The organism is Chitinophaga sp. CC14, from assembly GCF_048957795.1.
GTDB classification, from domain to species: domain Bacteria; phylum Bacteroidota; class Bacteroidia; order Chitinophagales; family Chitinophagaceae; genus Chitinophaga; species Chitinophaga ginsengisegetis.
The window spans coordinates 438,770-459,732 of sequence record NZ_JARBFY010000005.1 but is presented as its reverse complement, the minus strand read 5'-3'; the positions used below and the strand labels follow the sequence as shown (position 1 = coordinate 459,732).

Sequence of the window (20,963 nt, the reverse complement as noted above, 5' to 3'; positions counted from 1 at the left end):
AAGCGGGGACGGGCTTGTCTTTTTGTTTAACTAAAAAAACTGTAGTGAAGTTATGAAAAAAATCTATGCACAATGGCGCGTACCGCCAGGCAATGTTTTTGCCATTAAACTCGTGAGAACAATGAAACTGACTGTAATTTTACTGTTCGCCGCTATTCTTGGGGTTTCTGCTACGGGTAAGTCGCAGGACGAACACCTCAACATTAAACTGCACCAGGGCACTTTACCCCAGCTGTTTAACCAGATCCAGTCGCAAAGCCGCTGGCGTATCTTTTATAAAGATGAACTGGTAAACAGGGAACAACCGCTGACCCTTGAACTGCAGGACAAAAAGATCAACGAAGTGCTGGACAAAGCCCTGTTAAATACAGGACTCAGCTACCGCATCATGCGCAACCAGGTAGCCATCATCCCGAAAGAAAAAAGTAAACCCGACCAGCGCCTGTCCTCCGCCTCGCCTTCGGAAGACAGTACCTACCTCATACGTGGACGGGTATACGATACGCATGAACCGCCGCAGGCATTACCCGGCGTGACTATACGGGTGAAAGACAATAACAGTCTTGGTACCACTACCGACGCCGATGGCTATTTCACCTTCCATGCTAAGAAAAACGCCGTGCTTGTTTTTACGCAAATGGGTTATCTCCCGCAGGAATACACCATTATCCGCAGCCATAACGCGCTGAATATTTCCCTGAAAGAAAACGTAGCCGCACTGGATGAAGTAGTGGTGGTGGGCCTTTCAGAGCAGCAACGTAAGCATATTGCCAGCTCCATCAGCTCCGTAAATATTGCGCAGCAAACCAATGGCAAGCCTATTACTGCATTATCACAGGCGTTGCAGGGTGGCGTTACCGGTTTACAGGTAACGCAGAACTCCGGCCTGCCCGGTGGTGATGCCGCCGTGATAAAGATCCGTGGCATCAGCACGCTCAATGCCTCTAATCCGCTCGTAATGGTGGATGGCGTGCCGATGGACATGAACTACATAGATCCCGTTACCGTAGAAAGCGTAACGATCCTGAAGGATGCCGCCGCTGCTGCTGTGTACGGCGCCCGTGCTGCCAACGGCGTAATACTGGTAACTACCAAACGCGGCGTAGCCGGAAGGGTAGCCGTTACCTATGATGGTTATTATGGCGTACAATCGCCATCCTCCATGCCCAAACTTGTAGAAGCGCCGGAATACATGCGCATGTTTAATGAAGCACAGGTGAACGCGGGAAATGCACCGTTCTATTCCGAAGAAGATATTCAACATACCGAAGCCGGCGACGACCCGGTAAAGTATCCCAACACCGATTGGCAGAAAGAAATCCTGAACCGCGCAGCGCCTATTACCAGTCACTCGGTGGGCGTGAGCGGTGGTAATAGCCTCGCACGTTTTGCCTTAACCGCCAATTATCAGAACCAGCAGGGGATGATCCCACTCAACCACTCCAATAAATATAATATCCGCGCCAACACTTCCATTACCCTTACCAAAAAGTTCCTGGTATACATGGACATGCTGGCCATTAAACGGAATACTTTTTATCCTAACCGCCCCAATGGCAGTAATGGAAACAGGATACTGGAGGATATTTTCCGTGTACCGCCCACCATTCTTCCCAAATACCCGGCAAAAGACGGCGCCCCGGTAATATACGGGCGCTACGTGGATATTGTAAACCCGGTGGCTTATGCAGAACATGGCGGTAAAGCCGCCAACGAGTACGGGCAATCCAGTATCAATTTACAGCCTAAGTGGGAAGTTTTACCCGGACTGAATCTCCGCGGACAATTCAGCTTCCGGCTGAACAGTGATGTAACCCGTACTACCCGCGATAATTATTACTTCTTCGATTATTATACCGGTAAACTGGTGCAAACGTGGGGTGTGCAGCGCTCTGCCACTATGGGTAGGACTACTTACTATTATGCAGGCGTTACCGCCGACTATACCTATGATCTGAAAGATCATCATTTTTACCTCATGGGTGGTTATTCACAGGAAGAGAACAACAGCGGAAACTGGGATGTAAATTCCCTGCTGTCGTTTTATGGAAAAGTAAATTATTCTTATAAAGATAAATACCTGCTGGAAGGAGCCATTCGTACCGATGGTTCATCGCGCTTTGGTCCAGGTCATAAGTACGGTACTTTCCCGTCCGTGGCATTGGGCTGGAATATACATAAAGAGCCCTTTATGGCGCCGGTGTCTTTCATTAATAGCATGAAACTCCGTGCATCTTACGGCCGGCTGGGCAACGAGAATATAGCGCTTTACCAGTATCAGAATATGATCAGCGCTAGTGATGGCGTGGAATCCGTATTCGGTAACCCCGACATCACCTGGGAGACCGTAGATATGCTGGATCTTGGTCTGGACCTGGCTTTGCTCCGGAGCAAACTGGAACTCACTTTCGACTTCTATAACAAAACCACCAATGGTATCATCCTCTGGCCGCCGGTATCTTATGTGGGCGGTATGGGAATTCCTCCTATCAATGCAGGCCGGTTACGGAATAAGGGCGTGGAGTTGTCGCTGAATTATAACGGTCGCATTGGTAAGGATATCACTGTTTCTGTGCGCCCCGGTGTTTCCTATAACAATAACACCTTCCTCACGGTATTGGGTGGTCCTTATATCGATGGCAAAAAAATTAACAAAGAAGGTTACTCGCTGAATAGTTTGTACGGATATAAAACAAATGGTTTGTTGCAGGCGGCAGATTTTAAGCCGGACGGTACGCCACTGGTGCCGGTGATCGCTAACGCCAAACCGGGGGATATCCGCTACCTGGATCAGAACGGTGATAATATCATTGATGGCAACGATCAAACGGTGATCGGCAACCCTACGCCCCGTGCCGATTTCTTTGCCAACTTCCGCATTACCTATAAAAAATGGGAGCTGGAAATGCTGTTGCAGGGCGTGAGCAAAAACGATGCGGTACTGGCAGGTATGCTGGCTTATCCGTTGGACATGTCTTTTGATGGCGGCGTCCCTACGAAATACTATGCAGATAACTACTGGACGCCGGAACGCACCAATGCACGCTTTCCGCGCTTAACCACTACACCGGATATCAACAAGTTATCGTCCGATTTCTGGATACAGAACGGCGCATATATCAGGATGAAATATATCCAGCTGGGTTACAATTTCAGCAGTACCACATTAAAGCGTATAGGCGTTAACGGTGCCCGGGTGTATGTGAATGCACAGAACCCGTTTGTATTCACTTCCATGAAACTGGTAGACCCCGAAAGCCAGGGTAACCAATGGACTTATGGCATTATGAAAATGTATACAGCAGGGGTAAGTATTCAACTATAACCATTCAACTTTTTCACGATGAAAATGAAATTCAACATAACAATGATACTGGGCCTGATATTACTGTGTTCATCGGCCTGCAAAAAATTTCTCACCCACGATAACCCGTCCGGCGTAACCGATGAGGAATGGTGGAAAACGGAGAGTCATGCCTATAGTGCGCTCGGCTCTATTTATGCAGGCGTACCTGCAGGTTCCAGCGGCAGGAATGTAATGTTCTGGTCGGGGCTGAGCGATGAAGCTGTTTGCCGCGGCGACTTCAGGGGCAACTATGATATTTATACACGTGGCTTGCAGAACCCTACCTGGGATGTGGCGGAATGGATCTGGCGGGATGATTATATAGATGTACGCCGTGCCTGTCGCTTTCTTGAAAACGTAGATAAATGTTTTATGGACGACCAGCTGCGTACCCGTATGAAGTATGAAGCCCGCGCATTGCGTGCTTTTTATCATATGGAGATCATGTTGTTTTTTGGTGACATCCCCATTGTAACGAAGTCGGTTACCCCGCTGGAGAATCACCTGAAAAGAGATCCGGCAGAGAAAGTGTATGAATTTATTTTGAGCGAATTAAAAGCGTGTGCGGAAAATTTGCCGAAAGAATATGACAGCGATGAAACCTGGCGTATTTCTGCCGGCGCCTGTAATGCGCTGATCGTGCGGCTGGCCTTATTTTTTCATCATTATGATGTGGCCAGGGACGCAGCGGCAAAGATCATCGGCACCGGGGTTTATAAATTGCACCGCAGCGAAAAAGCGGGTGTAAACAGCTATGCGGAATTGTTCAGTTATACCGGTGAGCTGAATAAAGAGCGTATTTTTTTCAAAGCCAATGGTTGCGATAACGCATGGACCACCTTTGCGCCTTATGGTATTGGGGGGGAAACTTATGTATCGCCCACCGCGCAGGTAGTAGATAACTTTGAAACAAAGCAGGGTAAAACGCCGGCGGAGCTGGGAGCGGATTCTGTGGCGGTATACCGCAAGGATCCCAACTACAAAAATAACCGTGATCCCCGGTTAGCCGTGTCTGTTCTATATCCCGGCCAGTCGTATTTAGATGCTAATTATATTCTTTCTCCCTTTGATAATTCTACCAACAACACCGATAAGATAGGTGTGCAGAAATCTACCGCTACCGGTTACTGGATCCGGAAATATCTCGATCCGCGCGACCGGCAGGGCAGAGGGGGCTCACTCGATTTTATGTATATCCGTTACAGTGAGATATTGTTATCCTATGCAGAAGCCGTGATTGAGCTGGGCAACTGGCAGGATCCACTGATCATACAATATTTGAATGACGTTCGTACCCGGGCAGGTATGCCGGTAGTAGACCAGCAGCGGTATAACAGTGCGGCCACGCTGCGGCAGCTGGTGCGCCGGGAACGGCAGGCGGAGCTGGCATTTGAAGGACAGCGTTATTTTGATATCCGGAGATGGGGACTGGTTAAGCAGGTAATGAACGGGCAGGTATTCGGCGCCACCAATCCGGAAACGGGTGTTGCTGTAAAGGTGCAGGACCGTTCGTATATCGACCGGGATTATCTCTGGCCTATACCGGAAAAAGAAATGTTATCTAACCCGGAAATGACACAGAACCCCGGGTATTAATTTCTTACCGTTTATCAAATTTCCGTTACTGTATTTGCATATCATCTAGTTAGATTATATCTTACCATCCAGACGAACCACGATGTGACAAAACAGTGAATATATCATCATACAGTGAACTAATACTATCAATCAAAACAAATCCAGGCATTCAATTAAACTGAATTATGGCGAAACAAAACAGCGATTCAAGGCGGGCATTTCTCAAAAATTCCCTGGGAGCGCTTGCTGCATTTACAATTGTGCCCAGGCATGTGCTGGGCCGCGGTTACCTGGCGCCCAGCGACCAGCTGACCAAAGCCGTTATAGGCACCGGTGGCATGGGACGTGGCCACTTTGGCTACGCCGGCACACGGGTAGTAGCGCTCTGCGACGTAGACCGCAGTCACCTGAAACTGGCGATGGACCAGCTGGGTGATAAAAGTAAAGGCGTAAAAACCTTTGCCGACTACCGCGAAGTGATCACCTTACCGGAGGTAGATATTGTACACGTGGCTACCCCGCCGCACTGGCACGGTATCATTGCCGCAGACGCCGCACGCGCCGGCAAAGACATCTGGTGTGAAAAGCCGATGACCGCCACCATTGGCGAAGGCAAACGCCTCGTGGAAGCAGTGCAGCAACATGGAAGGATTTTCCGCCTGAATACCTGGTTCCGCTTTGAAGACCGTTTTTATGGAATGGGCACCACGGTGAAGCCGATTAAAAAACTGGTAGACAGCGGTCTGCTTGGCTGGCCGCTGAAAGTGACCGTGAGTAAGCATACCGGTTTCGACTGGAAATTTTACTGGGTAGGTAAAACCAACCTGGAAGCAATGCCGGTGCCGAAAGAACTGGATTATGATATGTGGCTGGGGCCTGCGCCTTATCGCCCGTATAACCCGCACCGTGTACACCAAACCTTCCGTGGTTATTGGGATTATGATGGAGGTGGTTTGGGAGATATGGGCCAGCATTACCTGGATCCTATCCAGTATTTCCTGGGGAAAGATGACACCAGCCCGGTAAGTGTAGAAGTAGATGCACCACAACAACACCCTGATGCAGTGGGCACCTGGAGAAGAATTACTTACACCTATGCAGATGGTTGCCAGATCATCCTGGATGGTGATGGCGCCGATGAAAAGGCCGCTTATATAGAAGGACCAAAAGGAAAACTGTACCCCGGTTTCCGTTCAGATATCCAGGACCTGGAAAAGAAACTGGCTGCATTCCCTGACCCTGCGCCTCAGCAAACAGATTTTGTGGACGCCGTAAAGAACCGCCGGAAATTTGCGCTGAATGAAGAAAATGGTCATCGTTCCGCTACCCTCGTGAATATGGGTAAGATTGCCCTGCGCCTGAACCGCTCGTTGAAATTCGATCCGGTGAAACAGGAATTTATAGATGATGCAGGCGCTAATGCGCTGATCTATCAGCCAATGCGCGGACCGTGGACTATCTAAACAATCAAGTAAACGAATTATGAAAAAGATACAATACTTACTCGTTGCATTACTGGTTGGCTGGAGTAGCCTGGTTTCCGCACAGGGGCCATCAGATCAGCGTGCGTTTCATACCAAAATAGCCGATGTGCTGGCGTTGATGCCGGCCCCCAATAAAACGCAGTTTAATACCAATATGGAGTCGATTGCAGCGCTGGGGGAAGAAGGGCTTACTACTATTGCCGGTATGCTGGCAGCGCCCGGAAAGGGCAATAATACGCAGCTGGAATATGCGCTGGCAGGATATGCCTATTATGTTACCCAACCGGGAAAAGAAACCGCCCGCAAACAGGCTTCTGTGGCGCTTTGCAAAGCATTGGCAAAAACAGCGGAACCGGAAAATAAATTTTTCCTGATCACCCAGCTGGAAACATTGGCAGATGATAATGCTGTCAGCACGTTGCAATCATATCTCACGGATAACCGTTTGTGTGATCCTGCTGCACGTGCACTGGTAAAAGTTAATACGCCCGCCGCACAGCAGGCCCTGTTACAGGCGCTCAGCGCAGCTTCCGGCGACAACCGCATCACCCTTACAGAAGCGTTGGGTGATAGCCGTTATACTGCCGCTGCTGCCGCTATTGCACCACTGGCAACCAATGCAGATAAAAAACTCGCTAAAGTAGCGTTATATGCACTGGCGCAGATCGGCGCACCGGCTTCTGCACCGGTATTAGCCACTGCTGCCGCCAATAGCGGTTATTCCTACGATGTAACCGACGCTACTGCTTCTTATCTGTATTACGCTGCCAATATCACTGATAAAGCAGCAGCTGCAAAAATAGCAGAGAACCTGCTGAAGCAAACAAAAACAGACGCACAGGTACACACCCGTACAGCAGCATTAAAATTGCTCACCTCTATCCGTGGTGAAAAAAATATGCCGCTGCTGTTAGCTGCTGCAGATGATAAGAATGCGGAATACCGTGATGCTGCGCTGAAATTTGCTGGTCAATACGGCCTGGCTGGCAATGCACTGTGGCTGAAGAAACTGTCAGGTTCCGATAATGCCAATAAAGCCGATGTAATAGGTATGTTGGGAGATAATAAAGTGGCCGCTGCTTTACCTGCCCTTCAGAAATTACTGGGTAGCAAAGAGGAGAGCGTGAAACTGGCTGCCATCAAGGCGGCCGGCAAAACCGGCGGCGCCGCTGCCTTGCCTTCCCTGCTGCAAACCATGAAAACAGGAGATGCTGCTACCGTGGAAGCGGTAAAAGAGGCGCTCCTGATTATGCCGGGTGACGAAGTTGCTGCACAGTCGGGCGCCTCGCTGGCAACTATGCCGGCAGCCGCGCAAACGGCTTTACTAACGGTACTGGCTGCACGTAAAGCAGACAACCGCGTAAACGATGTATTACCGCTTACCGCCAGCACAGACGCCGCTACCCGCAGCGCGGCCATCGCCGCATTGAAGGATGTGGCTACAAAGGCAAATCTTCCTGAACTATTTACGTTACTCAATAACACCACCAGTGAAACGGATATCGCCAGCATACAGGAAGCGCTCATCAGCGCAGGCGCCACCAGCAACGATGTGCTTGCACAGATGAAGCAGGCGCCCGCCGGTCAGCAATCCCGCTACCTTCCTGTATTGGCAGGTATTGGTGAAAAAGATGCCTTATCACCGGTAGTGGCCTCCTTTAATAACGGTGACGCTGCTACGAAAAAAGCAGCAGTAAAGGCATTGTCTTCCTGGAAAGATATTGCCGCCACACCTGCGCTCTTAAAAATAGCCCGTGAAGATGCTACCTATCGTGATGAAGCGCTTGCCGGCTATGTAGTGCTTACCCGTCGCTCCGCTTTGCCTGCCGATCAGCAACTGCTGATGTTCCGCAACGCAATGGAGCTGTCGCCCTCCACCGTTATACAGCAAAAAGTGCTGGAAGGCGTGGAGCGTTGCAAAACATTGCCTGCATTACTATTTGCGGGCAACTACCTCGACAACGCACCGGTGCAACAAGCAGCCGCCAATGCTGTAATGAACATCGCACTGGCGGATAAAAGTTACAATGGCGCCATCGTACGCTCTCTGTTAGAGAAAACATCCAAAGTACTGAACGGACCCGATGCCGATTATCAACGGCAGTCGATCCGCAAGTACCTCGCGGAAATGCCTGCCGGCGAAGGATTCGTTCCGCTCTTTAATGGTAAAGACCTTACCGGCTGGAAAGGGTTGGTGGAGAACCCCGTAGCACGCGGTAAAATGGATGCCAAAGCACTTGGCAAAGCGCAGGATAAGGCAAACGACAACATGCGCAAAGGCTGGTCAGCGAAAGATGGTCTGCTTGTATTTAGCGGTAGCGGCGATAACCTCTGCACCGAAAAGAAATACGGCGACTTTGAAATGCTGGTAGACTGGAAGATCACCTCACAGGGCGACGCCGGTATTTACCTCCGTGGCTCCCCCCAGGTGCAGATCTGGGATACCTCCCGCACCGATGTGGGCGCACAGGTTGGCTCCGGTGGTTTATACAATAACCAGCAACATGAAAGCAAACCACTGAAACTTGCAGACAACGCTATCGGCGAATGGAATCATTTCCGCATCCTCATGCAGGGCGATCGCGTAACGGTATATCTCAATGGCGAACTCGTAACCGATAACACCATCCTGGAAAACTACTGGAACCGCGGATTGCCGATCTTCCCCGAAGAGCAGATCGAATTGCAGGCACATGGCACCTATGTAGCATACCGCGATCTTTACATCCGCGAAATTCCCCGTCCGAAGCCTTATGTACTGAGCGATGAAGAAAAGAAAGCCGGCTACAAAATGTTGTTCGACGGTACCAACATGCACGAATGGACAGGCAACACCAAAGACTATGTGATCGATAACGGTAATCTCGTGATCTATCCAACCAATGGTGGTCACGGTAACCTCTATACGAAAGATGAATACAAAAACTTCTCTTTCCGTTTCGAATTCCAACTCACACCCGGCGCTAATAACGGTCTGGGTATCCGTGCGCCACTCGAAGGCGATGCTGCCTACGAAGGTATGGAGTTACAGATCCTCGATAACGAAGCAGATATCTATAAAGACCTGCAGGTATACCAATATCATGGCTCCGTATATGGTGTAGTCCCTGCCAAACGTGGTTTCCTGAAACCCGTTGGAGAATGGAATACAGAAGAAGCGATTGTAGATGGCACTCACATCAAAATAATACTGAATGGCACCGTTATCCTCGACGGTGACATTGCAGACGCCCGTAAAAACGGTACGCTGGATCATAAAAAACATCCTGGTCTGAACAGGGAAACCGGTCATATCGGCTTCCTGGGACATGGATCGATTGTAAGGTTCAGGAATATCAGGGTGAAAACGCTGTAGTTTTTTGTTTGAGATATAGAACCGTTCCTGCGCAAGTGGGAGCGGTTTTTTTATGGTTGTACCAGTTCAATTTTTCTTCCGTCAGGATCCTGGATAATGGCGGTATATCCCCATGCTGTTGATGCAGGTGCGGTGAGGATATTTTCTTCAGGGAGTTCTTTTATCAGGTTATCAAGATCGGCAATTTTGAAGCCCAACCTGGTAGTATTATCTGCAACAGTAATTCCTTTGGGCAAGGGATAGATTTCCAGTACGATGTTCCCATTGATGCTTGCATAATGATAAGGTCCTGTACCATGCCGGTGATAATCAAACTGAAAATGAAAACCAAGCTTAGCATAGAATGCAGCATGTTCGGCAAGTTGGCTGGTTTTTATAACGAGCAGATTCAGGTCGGGCATTATTTACTATTTATTTTAATGTGAAGTTAATATTAAAGTACCTGGCAAAATACCACGAATGTGGGATGATCCGGTTAATGATAAGTTAATTACTTTTGGCCTTGGATTTAATTGATTTTTACTATTTTGCGTCAGAATTAACTGTAGTGTTCAACCCAGTAAGAATGTAATTGTTTACCCTGATAGTAAGTCATAGTCATATACCTGATAAGTTTGTTTAATTGTTTTATCCTTTATTTATGAAATATTCTTGTTCCCTGCTCCTTTCTTTTGTTGCGTTAAGCAGTTATGCCCAGAACAAACTGGAAGCCACTGGCAATGCGGGTATTGGCACTACTGCGCCTACTGAAAAGCTGGAAATATCTTCCAACGGTTCTTCAAACATTAAACTAACGCATACCGCGGACGTATTAGGCGTGGTAGGTGCACTCAAATTCAATATGGCAGGTTCTGATCTGGGAAGGCTGGAAGTAGAGAGAACTGATGCTTCAGGAAGGATGTCTGCCATGAAGTTTTTTGTGCGGGGTAGTGGGGGCGAATTTGAAACAATGAGGATTGTGAATAATGGATTTGTAGGGATTGGAGAAACCTCTCCATCTGCCAGGCTGCATGTTGATGGTTCGCCTGGAACTGTATTTGCCAGATTTACACAAACAGATGTTTCCGCGGCGGATGGCGCACTGAGTTTTATGAATGGCACTGGTAGCACAGGGAATTATATTCCCGTTATCAACGGACGGAGTTATATGCCAGGTCGTTCGTTGGGTCTTTATCTTATAGCCGATGTAGAGGACGTACTTCCAGCTTCTGATATTGCCTATGGCGCGATGATACTTGACAGCAGAAGTAAAACAGGGGCGAGGCTGACAACCAGTAATGTTCTGGCGGTTAACAGCGGAGGAGTAAACCTGATGCTGGTAAAAGCCAACGGCAGTGTGGGCATAGGCACCACGGATACTAAAGGATATAAGCTGGCCGTAAACGGCAGCGGCATCTTTACAAAAGTAGTGGTGAAATCCTATGCCAATTGGCCCGATTTCGTTTTCCGCTCAGATTACAAATTACCAGCCCTGTCTGAAGTAGAACGGTTTGTTGCAAAAAATCAGCATCTCCCAGGTATACCATCGGCCAGCGAAGTAGAAAAAAACGGAGTGGATGTAGGAGAAATGAACAAACAATTATTGCAGAAAGTTGAGGAACAAATGTTGTATATTATAGAGATGAATAAGCAACTCGCCACTCTTTCAAAAGAAGTGGAAGTGCTTAAACAGAAGATCGCCACGAAATAACCCCCTGATTTGCCATGAAAACTATTTATCAACTGACCTTACTATTGTTCGCCTGCCTGTGTACTGCTCAGGCCCAGGACAGCCTGTTGCAAAAAGCGAATGCCATTCCGGGTAAATACCTGTCGCAGGTAAAACAAAAGTCCGATAAAATGGAACGGCAAATCACCCAGCGCAGCGAAAAAGCCCTGAGCCGGTTTATGAAACAGGAAGAGAAGCTGAAACGCAGGCTGGGTCGTATCGACTCCCTGAAAGCCAATAATCTTTTTGCGCATTCGATCGATTCCCTCGGAAGTTTGAAGTCCCGCATGAAAGGCAAGCTTGGGAAGTATTCCGGTGCTTTAACACAGTCCGGCGGTCCTTACCTCGATAGCCTTAGCAATTCCTTGTCTTTTCTGAAAGACTCCAAAGGCTTGCTGGAACAATCCAAAGGGATTACCGATAAATTGAATGGTTCGTTAAAATCTGTCGATAACCTGAAAGACAAACTGGCCCAGGCAGAGCAGATCAAAGCGTATATCCGTGAGCGTAAACAGCTGCTGAAAGAACAGTTAAGTCAGTATACCGGTTTCACCAAAGATCTGCAGAAGATGAACAAGGAAGCCTATTACTATGCACAGCAACTGAAAGAGTATAAAGAGGTTTTTAAAGATAGGAAGAAGGCGGAGCAAAAAGCGATGGAAGTGATTAAGAAGATACCTGCTTTCAATGACTTCATGCAGAAACATTCCCAGCTCGCCAGCCTGTTTAATATACAAGGCGCTACTGCATCAGCGCCAAACCTAGAAGGACTGCAAACACGCAACCAGGTGGAACAGCTCATCCAGCAGCGCTTAGGTAGCGGCCCCAATGCCAGCGCCGCCGTAAGTCAGCAAATGGCCGAAGCCCGCAGCAAATTCGACGAACTGAAAAGCAAGTTCCCCGATCTTGATAATGCCGCGGAGATGCCGGATTTCAAGCCAAAGGAAATGAAAACAAAAAGTTTCCTGCAACGATTGGAGTTTGGAAGCAATATACAGTTCCAGCGCAGCAATAAATTCTTTCCCACCACCGGCGACCTCGCCGGGCAAGCCGCCTATAAGTTTCATAAAAATGGAAGCGCTGGTCTTGGACTTTCTTACAAACTGGGCATGGGCACCGGCTTTGACAATATCCAATTCTCCGGTCAGGGTATGGGGATCCGCTCCTTCATCGACTGGAAACTAAAAGGCACCTTTTTCCTGAATGGGGGCTATGAACAGAATTATCAACCTGATTACGCCGGTGTGCCGGAAGGAGTAGGGCAGAAGTGGACCCAGAGCGGGTTGATTGGTATCAGTAAGAAGTATAAGATCAATAGTAAGCTGAAAGGGAATATGATGGTGTTGTTTGATTTTTTGTATAACCAGCATGTGCCACGCACGGATCCCGTGAAGGTGAGGCTGGGGTATAATTTTTAAGCCATTATATACTATTACTATTTATTGAGGGATAGTTATTTTAAAACCTATACTTAGCTTATTAAACGGTGAAATGCCGGTTCAATAAGCATATCAACCAAGATTAATACAATATGTCCAGTGATTTCTATCAAAAAGTAAGATGTCTTTCAATCTTTCTTTCTATGCTCCCTTCATTTCTGAGCGCCCAGAATAATTATCTTAATACAAAAAATGTTGTACTACCTTCTCCTAATGTGGCAGCTATACAACGATATGGAAACTGGCCGCTAGGTAGTTTCACAGGAACTGCACCTGTCAGTATTCCTTTATTTGAAATTAAATCCGGAGAATTGTCCTTGCCGGTTTCACTGTCTTACAGTTCCGGAGGGATAAGGGTCAATGATGTTGGCTCAGAGGTAGGAATAGGATGGTCTATGAACGCTGGTGGTGTGATCAACAGAACAATGATGGGGGGACAGGTGGATGACAACTCAAATGACGGATTCTGGGCCCGCTACCCAATAACATTTGTGCCAGACAATCCTTATATGGAATATGAAAGGGTGAACCTTTATAGTTTAGGAAAGCTGGATGCACAGCCTGATCTTTTCAGCTATAACGTTGCTGGTATGAGCGGTAAATTTGTTTTTGATTACCAGAAGAATGTTTACCCAATCCCTTATTCCAGTAATCTGATAACTCCGATAATCCAGGGTAGCTATATAAATTCATATACAGGTATTACTGTAACAGATGCTATTGTAGGGTTTAATCTTACAGACGAAAATGGTACTCAATACCAGTTTCTGACACCAGAATTGTCTGTAACTACACCATATACCTATATCAATGATGATTTCAGTCCCCAGCCCCCTGATGATTTTACCCATGTATCTGAAAGTTATATATTCAATTGGCATTTGACCAATATTATAAGTGCCAGTAAGAAAGATACCATCAGTTTTGTCTATGAAACTGCAGACACCTATTATTGGACTTCCGGCTCAAGTGATATTCATTCCACCAAACAATTAGCTGGTAATCTCTCACCAAAACTTTCACCGTATAAAAGCAGGACCAATTTTAAAAATCAGATCCAATCACAGCGGATAAAGTTTATAAAGTTTAATGGTGGTTATCTGCAATTCTACGGAAATACGGACCGGAAAGATATGCAGCAAGGAAAACGTTTGGATAGTATTGTTCTTTATAACGTGAAGAATAATAAAATAAAGGCATACAATTTTGACTACCAATATTTGTATAAGACTTTTTTATATAAAGATGCTGAAGTACCGGGAGCCGCGCCTAAAGAGGAACTGAGATTAATGTTATACAGTGTTAAAGAAACAGGTGGAAATGGTAGTTCCTTACCGCCTTATCTTTTCGACTATGAGCACTCAATAGAATTGCCTTCAAGACTGATGTCTGGTGGAGATGCGTGGGGATTTGCCAATGGAAAAACTTATAAAGGGATTGGCGATATTATTCCAGGCAGAAGCTTTGACGCATTTATGGGATATCAAAAGGATTTGACACTTTTAAAAAAGCCGGATTTTAATTATGCAGTCCAGGGGGTTCTTACAAATATTCAATATCCTACCGGTGGCAGTACGGCTTTTGCGTATGAGCCTCACTTCAGTGAACTTATATCCACAACTGAGCCTGTTGAGATATGTGATGGTAACATTAACACTAATTTTACCGGAGTACAGTTTGCACCTCTTATTCCCAATGATCCGGATGCGCTCGCGCCACGTGAATTTCATGTTTCTGTTAATAGTTCTGCTGTAGAAGTTGTCACTTCACTTGATGCCAGGTATAGTAATTTTCCGCCGTATTACTATATAGAAATAAGGGATAGTGCCACTAATAACCTCATTTATACCTATCGGAATAGCTCGTTATTTTGTGATAGTTATTCGCAATATCCTTATCCCACGTGTACAAAAGGTTTGATATTGAATAAAGGAACATACTATATATATCCTAAGAATACCGGCCAAACTTACCCGGGAAGCGCGGATGATATTTTTTGCAATATGAGGATTGCGCCTTTTAATTGTCATACGGAGTATATCACGACAGTAGACAATGTTGCAGCGGGAGGAATAAGACTTAAAAGTGTTACAGACATCGATTCTGTATCCGGAAACAAAACGGTGAGAGATTATGAATATAGTAATGGTATAAGACCGCCCTGGAACGGAGATTATTATTTTGAGAAGTATGCTGATTTTCTTTATACTGATTTATCCGGGCAAAACGATGGCTACTCAAATGAACAGGAGAAGGTAATCTCTTCCAGTAGTCTTTATCCCATTATTGATATGATGGGCGGCGTAATTGGATATGGTACAGTCAAGGAAACACAACGTAATCTTATAACTGGTGCTACCAATGGATACACGATTACCTACTTTGATAATAATATTGACGACTCGCCCGGTGGAGAAAATTATAAGTTCATACCTTATCCACCATTTACAGGTAATAGTTGGACCTATGGAAGATTATTAGGGAAATCTGTATATAAAATTCAGGGAACTGGAACATCCCTGGTATCAGAGGAGAAGAGAAGTTATTCCGACTTAAAGCGTAATAGAAAAGCTTATGGGGAGGCATTTTTTGCATCCAGGTATTTGGTGCCGGGTAGCTCTTATCCATTTTGGAGCAATGGTCACCATGAATACCAGTTACAGGAGTATTTCAGACATGCCACCTTTAACTATACATCTGGATATAGCACACTGGATAGTGTTGTTGTAAAAACATATGACGATAATGGCAATGTAAATATTGTTAAAGAACAATACGATTACGATACTACGACCACTTTACTGAAGCAAACAAAGAAGAACGACAGTAAAGGAGAAATGAGTATTACCAATATTCTGAGAGCATCTGATTATGGGAATCTGACAGCTACAGATCCAACAACTGCCGGCGTTAAACTATTACAGCAAAGGCATGTATATGCACCAGAAATAGAGCTTAGCAGTTATAAGGCAAATTCGGATGGTACTAATGCACGGTTGTTATCCTCTTATTTCTCTTCATTTCGTTCAGATTTGCCTTTAAAGGATAAGGTTTACAGTTTGCAAAGCAATGCGCCAATAACTGATTTTGTAGCATCAAGAAATCTTACAGGAGCCGTTACCAAAGATACCCGCTATACAGAACGTATTTCTTTCAATAAATATGATGTCAGAGGAAATCTGACAGAGCAGCAAAAAACAAATGATGTTAAAGAAGCTTATTTATGGGGATACGGAGGGATGTACCCTGTTGCCAGAGTGATCGGAGTAGAGTACGATACGGCGAAACAGTATGTTAATCAAAATATTCTCGATAATCCTACTGATGATGTCCAATTACGTGCAGAATTGGCCAATCTGAGAATCAACCTTCCAGGGGCAATGGTAACCACATATACCTATAGCTTGTTGAAAGGGATGACATCTGAAACAGATCCTTCTGGTAAAACAATCTTTTATGAGTATGATGGTTTGGGAAGACTTAAGCTTATAAAGGACCAGAACGGAAAGATATTGAAACAGTTTGATTATCAATACAAGCAAACGAATTAACTAAACTAATTGCAGATACCTAAAGTAACTATATGTTTTATCTGTCAGCCCGTATTTTAAAAATAACCTCTTGTATATGGCTACTTTTAATTGTAGTCAACGTACAAGCTCAAACACCCGGTGGAACGCAATTGCCAACAGCAACGCCTGTACCTTTGCCTTCTGCCTATACCAATCCACTCATCAACTACGTCCGTACCTGGGAGCCCGCACTGCCAACTACAGACACCGCATATGTGGCATCAGCCAGTCGATCGGTTACTGAGGTGAGGCAAACAACAGCCTATGTGGATGGACTTGGAAGGCCGTTACAAACCGTGGCCAAAGCAATGAGCTTTGGTGGTAACGATATTGTATCTCCCGTAGTTTATGATCAATTTGGAAGAGAACAGACTAAATATTTGCCTTATGTTCCGCAGGGTGTGAAAGATGGCAAGTTTAAAACGGATCCATTTAACGCGCAGAAAAGTTTCTATCAAACACAGGTGCCCGGTGCCAGTGGAGAAAGTGTATATTATAGTCGTGTTGATTATGAAGCATCGCCTTTGAACCGGGTCTTAAAAACCTATGCCCCTGGCAACAGCTGGGCAAAGAACGATCCTTCGACAGTGGAAAGGGGAGGAAACCACCCGGTGGAAAATCAATACCTGATAAATGCCGCGACAGATTCAGTGCGCATCTGGGACTTGGCTGCCGGAGCCATCATTCCTACGAGTGCAGCCGGGCGCATATATGCCGCCGGCCAGCTGTATAAAAATATATCAATCGATGAAGCAGGTAGCCAGGTAGTTGAATACAAGGATAAAGAAGGTAAGGTTCTGCTTAAAAAAGTACAACTGGGTACAAATCCTGGTACTGGTCATATGGGCTGGTTATGCACCTATTATGCCTATGATGACCTGGGTAACCTGCGTTTTGTAATACCTCCCAAAGCAGTGGAAGCCATTATCAGTAACTGGACAATCAGTACGGCCATCGCAGCCGAACTCTGTTTTATCTATCGTTATGATGGTCGCAACCGTATGATCGTTAAAAAAGTACCCGGTGCCGACTCCACAGAAATGGTCTATGATGTGCGGGACAGGCTGGCTTTCTCACGGGATGGCAATATGAAGGGGGAAAGCTGGCTGGTGACTTTCTATGATGGGCTGAATCGTCCTACAATGACAGCCCTCTACAACGTTGCCACCGACCGGGCCATATTGCAGGCAACTATGAATACGGCAACCAGCAATACGCAAAGCCTGTCGTATAACTTTCCGGGAACAGCGGACCTGGTACTGGCGTTTCATAATGGGAGTAACTCCTACGTGGCTACCAACAGTATTACTCTTACAGATGGTTTTGACACCGGAACAGGAACGGAGGTGATCGCAGAGATCAATACCGCAGCCAGTAATGGTACCGCCAGTGTTACTGTTACTAATCCGCTGCCTAATATACCCATCAGTGCACTAACACCGCTGACTTACACCTTTTACGAGAGTTATGGATTTGCCGGTAAGCAAAACTACGTCAGTACAGATATTACTAAACCGCAAGCCGGTAGTAACTTAAATGCAGAAGCGCTACCTGCCACTGCAAGCACTATGATAAAAGGGCTGGTTACTGGCACTAAAGTAAAAGTGCTGGATACTGACCAATGGCTGACCACCACCAACTATTACAACGACAAAGGACGACTGATCCAGACGATATCGGACAATGTCAGCAGAGGGCAGGACGTGACCACTAACCTGTATGATTTTAATGGAAAGCTGTTAAGCACTTATCTCAGTCACAGGAATCAGCGCAGTGGTACCCGTCCTCAAACGGACGTACTAACTATGTTGACATACGATGCCGGCGGGCGTCTGCTTAACATCAAAAAGAAGCTGAATAATGACGCAGATCTGGAAAGGACAATAGCCGTAAATGAGTATGATGAGCTTGGTCAGCTAAAGAAAAAGCGTTTAGGTATAAACGGAACTGGCGCTCCGGTGGAAACGTTAAATTACGACTACAATATCCGGGGCTGGCTAAAGGGAATTAACAAGGATTTTATTCCTGCAGCCGGAAGCATAACAAACTGGTTTGGGCAGGAGCTTAGTTATGATTACGGTTTCACCGCTTCTCAATTCAATGGAAACATTGCAGGCGCGAAATGGAAAAGCCGTAGTAATGGAATTGTACGCGCCTATGGATACAGTTATGATAAGGGTAATCGCCTGACGGGGGCACAGTTTACTCAGCAAAACACGGGCAGTACCAACTGGACTGATAATCTGGCAAATTTCTCCGTAAGCGGATTATCGTATGATGCCAACGGCAATATCCTGTACATGAACCAGAAAGGGTTGAATGGCGCCGTAGTGCAAACCATTGACAGCTTAAAGTATGGTTATGTTGCAGGAAGTAATAAACTATCATTTGTAACAGACAGGAAAAACAACACGCAAAGCCAGCTGGGCGATTTTAAAGAGATCAATAACAATGAAACAGCGGATTATATTTATGATGTAAATGGTAATCTCACAAAAGACGCCAATAAGAATATAGCCGCTATTCGTTATAACCATCTCAATCTGCCGGATAGTATAGCTATTACCGGTAAGGGCCTCATCAAATATCAATACGACGCTGCCGGGAATAAACTAAGAAAGATAGTTTTAGATAATACCCTTACCCCTGCCAAAACTACCACGACGGATTATATCAACGGTTTTGTTTACCAGAATGATACCCTGCAGTTTTTGGCTCATGAGGAAGGGCGGGTGCGTGCTGTTTTTGAATCAGGTCAACCACCTGCATTTGCATACGATTACTTCGTAAAGGATCATCTCGGAAATGTACGGATGGTGTTGACAGAGCAAACAGATCTTTCGATGTATGCAGCCACAATGGAAACATCCGCGGCAGCAACAGAAACTGCTTTGTTCAGTAATATTGATAACACCCGTTCAGCTAAACCTGCAGGGTATCCATCAGATGAGAGTGCGGGGACTAACGCTTCTGTGTCAAAATTGACAGCAGCCAATGGTGGTAAGAAAATAGGTCCTTCGCTTGTACTGAGGGTCATGGCTGGAGATACGATCCAGATTGGAGCAAAAGCCTTCTATAAATCCGCGGGACCTCAGAATAAGAATACCCCAACAGCGCCTGCGGAAAGTATGCTGGCGGACCTGGTACAGGTATTTAATGGCAACACTTCAGCAGACGGTACTCACGGTGTGGCATCCTCTGAACAGGCAACGCCGTTTAACAGCAGTTTCTATAATAATGATTACCAACGTTTGAAGGAAAAGGAACCTGATCAGCAGAACCCTGACAGACCTAAAGCCTATCTTAATTTTGTTTTGTTTGACGATCAGTTTAAATTAGTAGACGGGAATAGTGGAGTTAAGCAGGTGAAAGCAGAACCGGATCAGCTACAAACATTGGCCCAGGATAAAATGGTGATAGAGAAGAGTGGGTTCCTGTATGTTTACACAAGTAATGAAAGTCCGCAGGATGTGTTCTTTGATAATGTAGTAGTAGCGCAGGCGAGTGGGCCGTTGTTGGAGGAAACGCATTATTATCCGTTTGGGCTGACGATGGCGGGGATTAGTTCGAATGCGTTAAAGGGGACGAATTACCCTGAGAATAGGATGAAGTATAATGGGAAAGAGTTACAGAGTAAGGAGTTCGGAGATGGTAGCGGGTTGGAGTGGTATGACTATGGAGCGAGGATGTATGATGTGCAGATTGGAAGGTGGCATTTGATAGATCCTTTGGTAGATAAATGGAACAGTTATTCACCTTATAATTATACACTAAACAGCCCTGTGAACTACGTAGACCCTGATGGCCAGGATGTACGGATTGGAATTCAACAGGATAAAAATGGTAGTTGGACAATTACACTTTCCTCAACAATATATGTAACAGGATATGAGGCTGACAAACGGGTTGGTGAATATAATAAGTACTTAAAAGATCATCCTGGTTTGTTGACTAATACAACCAAGAATCAAGACGGTACCACAACCAGTATCAATCTGGATTTTAAATATGAATTGGCCACCGATGAAGATATTGCCCGAGTTGGGAATGAAGACACGCGCAATGGTGATAATTTAATCAAATTAGAGAATAATGAATACCAGTCAGCTTCCGGTGGCTATAGCAAAGAGATTTATAGTAAGGAGAAGAATCCCGCAACTGGAAAATGGGATAAAATTGGTATGGAGGTTTTTACGGATTTCAAAGTGGCAATGGGTAATTCACAAAAGGAACTTGGACGTTATTTTGGCTCGCCACATACAGCCTTTCACGAAGTAATGCATTTATTCGGATTAAAAGACTGGTATAAGACTGCGGCAGCACAAAAAACGGTAGGCCCTAATGACATAATGAATAGATCGATTTCCCCCACACCTATTATTCACCAAACACATTGGAATAGTTGGGGAAAGGATATCCGAACAAGGCAACAGCAACAGGGAAATAATTTCATCTTAAATCATTTTGTAGAATAGCATGAT

The 20,963-nt window shown here is 45.8% G+C and carries 9 protein-coding genes; 8 read left to right on the top strand and 1 reads right to left on the bottom strand.

Translation table 11 applies throughout. The annotated features are described in order from the left end of the window. The first annotated feature begins 52 nt into the window (after positions 1-52). The 4 genes from PV783_RS21435 (at position 53) to PV783_RS21420 (ending at position 9,763) form a co-directional block, all read left to right on the top strand. The gene (locus tag PV783_RS21435; RefSeq protein WP_420989501.1) at positions 53-3,325 is read left to right on the top strand and encodes a TonB-dependent receptor; all 3,273 of its coding nucleotides are present in this window, start codon (positions 53-55) and stop codon (positions 3,323-3,325) included. Positions 3,326-3,343: 18 nt separating this feature from the next. Beyond that, the gene (locus PV783_RS21430; protein ID WP_420989500.1) at positions 3,344-4,942 is read left to right on the top strand and encodes a RagB/SusD family nutrient uptake outer membrane protein; all 1,599 of its coding nucleotides are present in this window, start codon (positions 3,344-3,346) and stop codon (positions 4,940-4,942) included. A gap of 167 nt (positions 4,943-5,109) precedes the next feature. Beyond that, positions 5,110-6,387, top strand: coding sequence for a Gfo/Idh/MocA family oxidoreductase (locus PV783_RS21425; RefSeq protein WP_079472773.1), 1,278 nt, complete (start codon positions 5,110-5,112; stop codon positions 6,385-6,387). 19 nt (positions 6,388-6,406) lie between these two features. Then, complete coding sequence (locus tag PV783_RS21420) at positions 6,407-9,763, top strand: DUF1080 domain-containing protein (protein WP_420989499.1); 3,357 nt, start codon at positions 6,407-6,409, stop codon at positions 9,761-9,763. A 50-nt stretch (positions 9,764-9,813) separates the two neighbouring features. Here PV783_RS21420 and PV783_RS21415 read toward each other — a convergent pair whose 3' ends face one another. Continuing rightward, complete coding sequence (locus tag PV783_RS21415) at positions 9,814-10,164, bottom strand: VOC family protein (protein ID WP_420989498.1); 351 nt, start codon at positions 10,162-10,164, stop codon at positions 9,814-9,816. A 239-nt stretch (positions 10,165-10,403) separates the two neighbouring features. On the opposite strand from PV783_RS21415, the gene PV783_RS21410 reads away from it, so the two are divergent. The 4 genes from PV783_RS21410 to PV783_RS21395 all read left to right on the top strand — a co-directional run bounded on the left by PV783_RS21410 (position 10,404) and on the right by PV783_RS21395 (position 20,957). Continuing rightward, complete coding sequence (locus PV783_RS21410; RefSeq protein ID WP_420989497.1) at positions 10,404-11,453, top strand: hypothetical protein; 1,050 nt, start codon at positions 10,404-10,406, stop codon at positions 11,451-11,453. Positions 11,454-11,467: 14 nt separating this feature from the next. Beyond that, positions 11,468-12,889, top strand: coding sequence for a hypothetical protein (locus PV783_RS21405; protein WP_420989496.1), 1,422 nt, complete (start codon positions 11,468-11,470; stop codon positions 12,887-12,889). Positions 12,890-13,053: 164 nt separating this feature from the next. Next, positions 13,054-16,461, top strand: a complete 3,408-nt coding sequence (locus PV783_RS21400) for a hypothetical protein (protein ID WP_420989495.1) — start codon at positions 13,054-13,056, stop codon at positions 16,459-16,461. Between the two features lie 131 nt (positions 16,462-16,592). Next, the gene (locus tag PV783_RS21395; RefSeq protein ID WP_420989494.1) at positions 16,593-20,957 is read left to right on the top strand and encodes a DUF6443 domain-containing protein; all 4,365 of its coding nucleotides are present in this window, start codon (positions 16,593-16,595) and stop codon (positions 20,955-20,957) included. Positions 20,958-20,963: the final 6 nt, after the last annotated feature.

What these genes read in the sequence shown, in the direction of transcription:
- PV783_RS21400 (WP_420989495.1), top strand. Translation starts at nt 13,054, where the DNA reads ATGCTCCCTTCATTTCTGAGCGCCCAGAATAATTATCTTAATACAAAA.
- PV783_RS21405 (WP_420989496.1), top strand. Translation starts at nt 11,468, where the DNA reads ATGAAAACTATTTATCAACTGACCTTACTATTGTTCGCCTGCCTGTGT.
- PV783_RS21420 (WP_420989499.1), top strand. Translation starts at nt 6,407, where the DNA reads ATGAAAAAGATACAATACTTACTCGTTGCATTACTGGTTGGCTGGAGT.
- PV783_RS21415 (WP_420989498.1), bottom strand. Translation starts at nt 10,164, where the DNA reads ATGCCCGACCTGAATCTGCTCGTTATAAAAACCAGCCAACTTGCCGAA.
- PV783_RS21425 (WP_079472773.1), top strand. Translation starts at nt 5,110, where the DNA reads ATGGCGAAACAAAACAGCGATTCAAGGCGGGCATTTCTCAAAAATTCC.
- PV783_RS21430 (WP_420989500.1), top strand. Translation starts at nt 3,344, where the DNA reads ATGAAAATGAAATTCAACATAACAATGATACTGGGCCTGATATTACTG.
- PV783_RS21435 (WP_420989501.1), top strand. Translation starts at nt 53, where the DNA reads ATGAAAAAAATCTATGCACAATGGCGCGTACCGCCAGGCAATGTTTTT.
- PV783_RS21410 (WP_420989497.1), top strand. Translation starts at nt 10,404, where the DNA reads ATGAAATATTCTTGTTCCCTGCTCCTTTCTTTTGTTGCGTTAAGCAGT.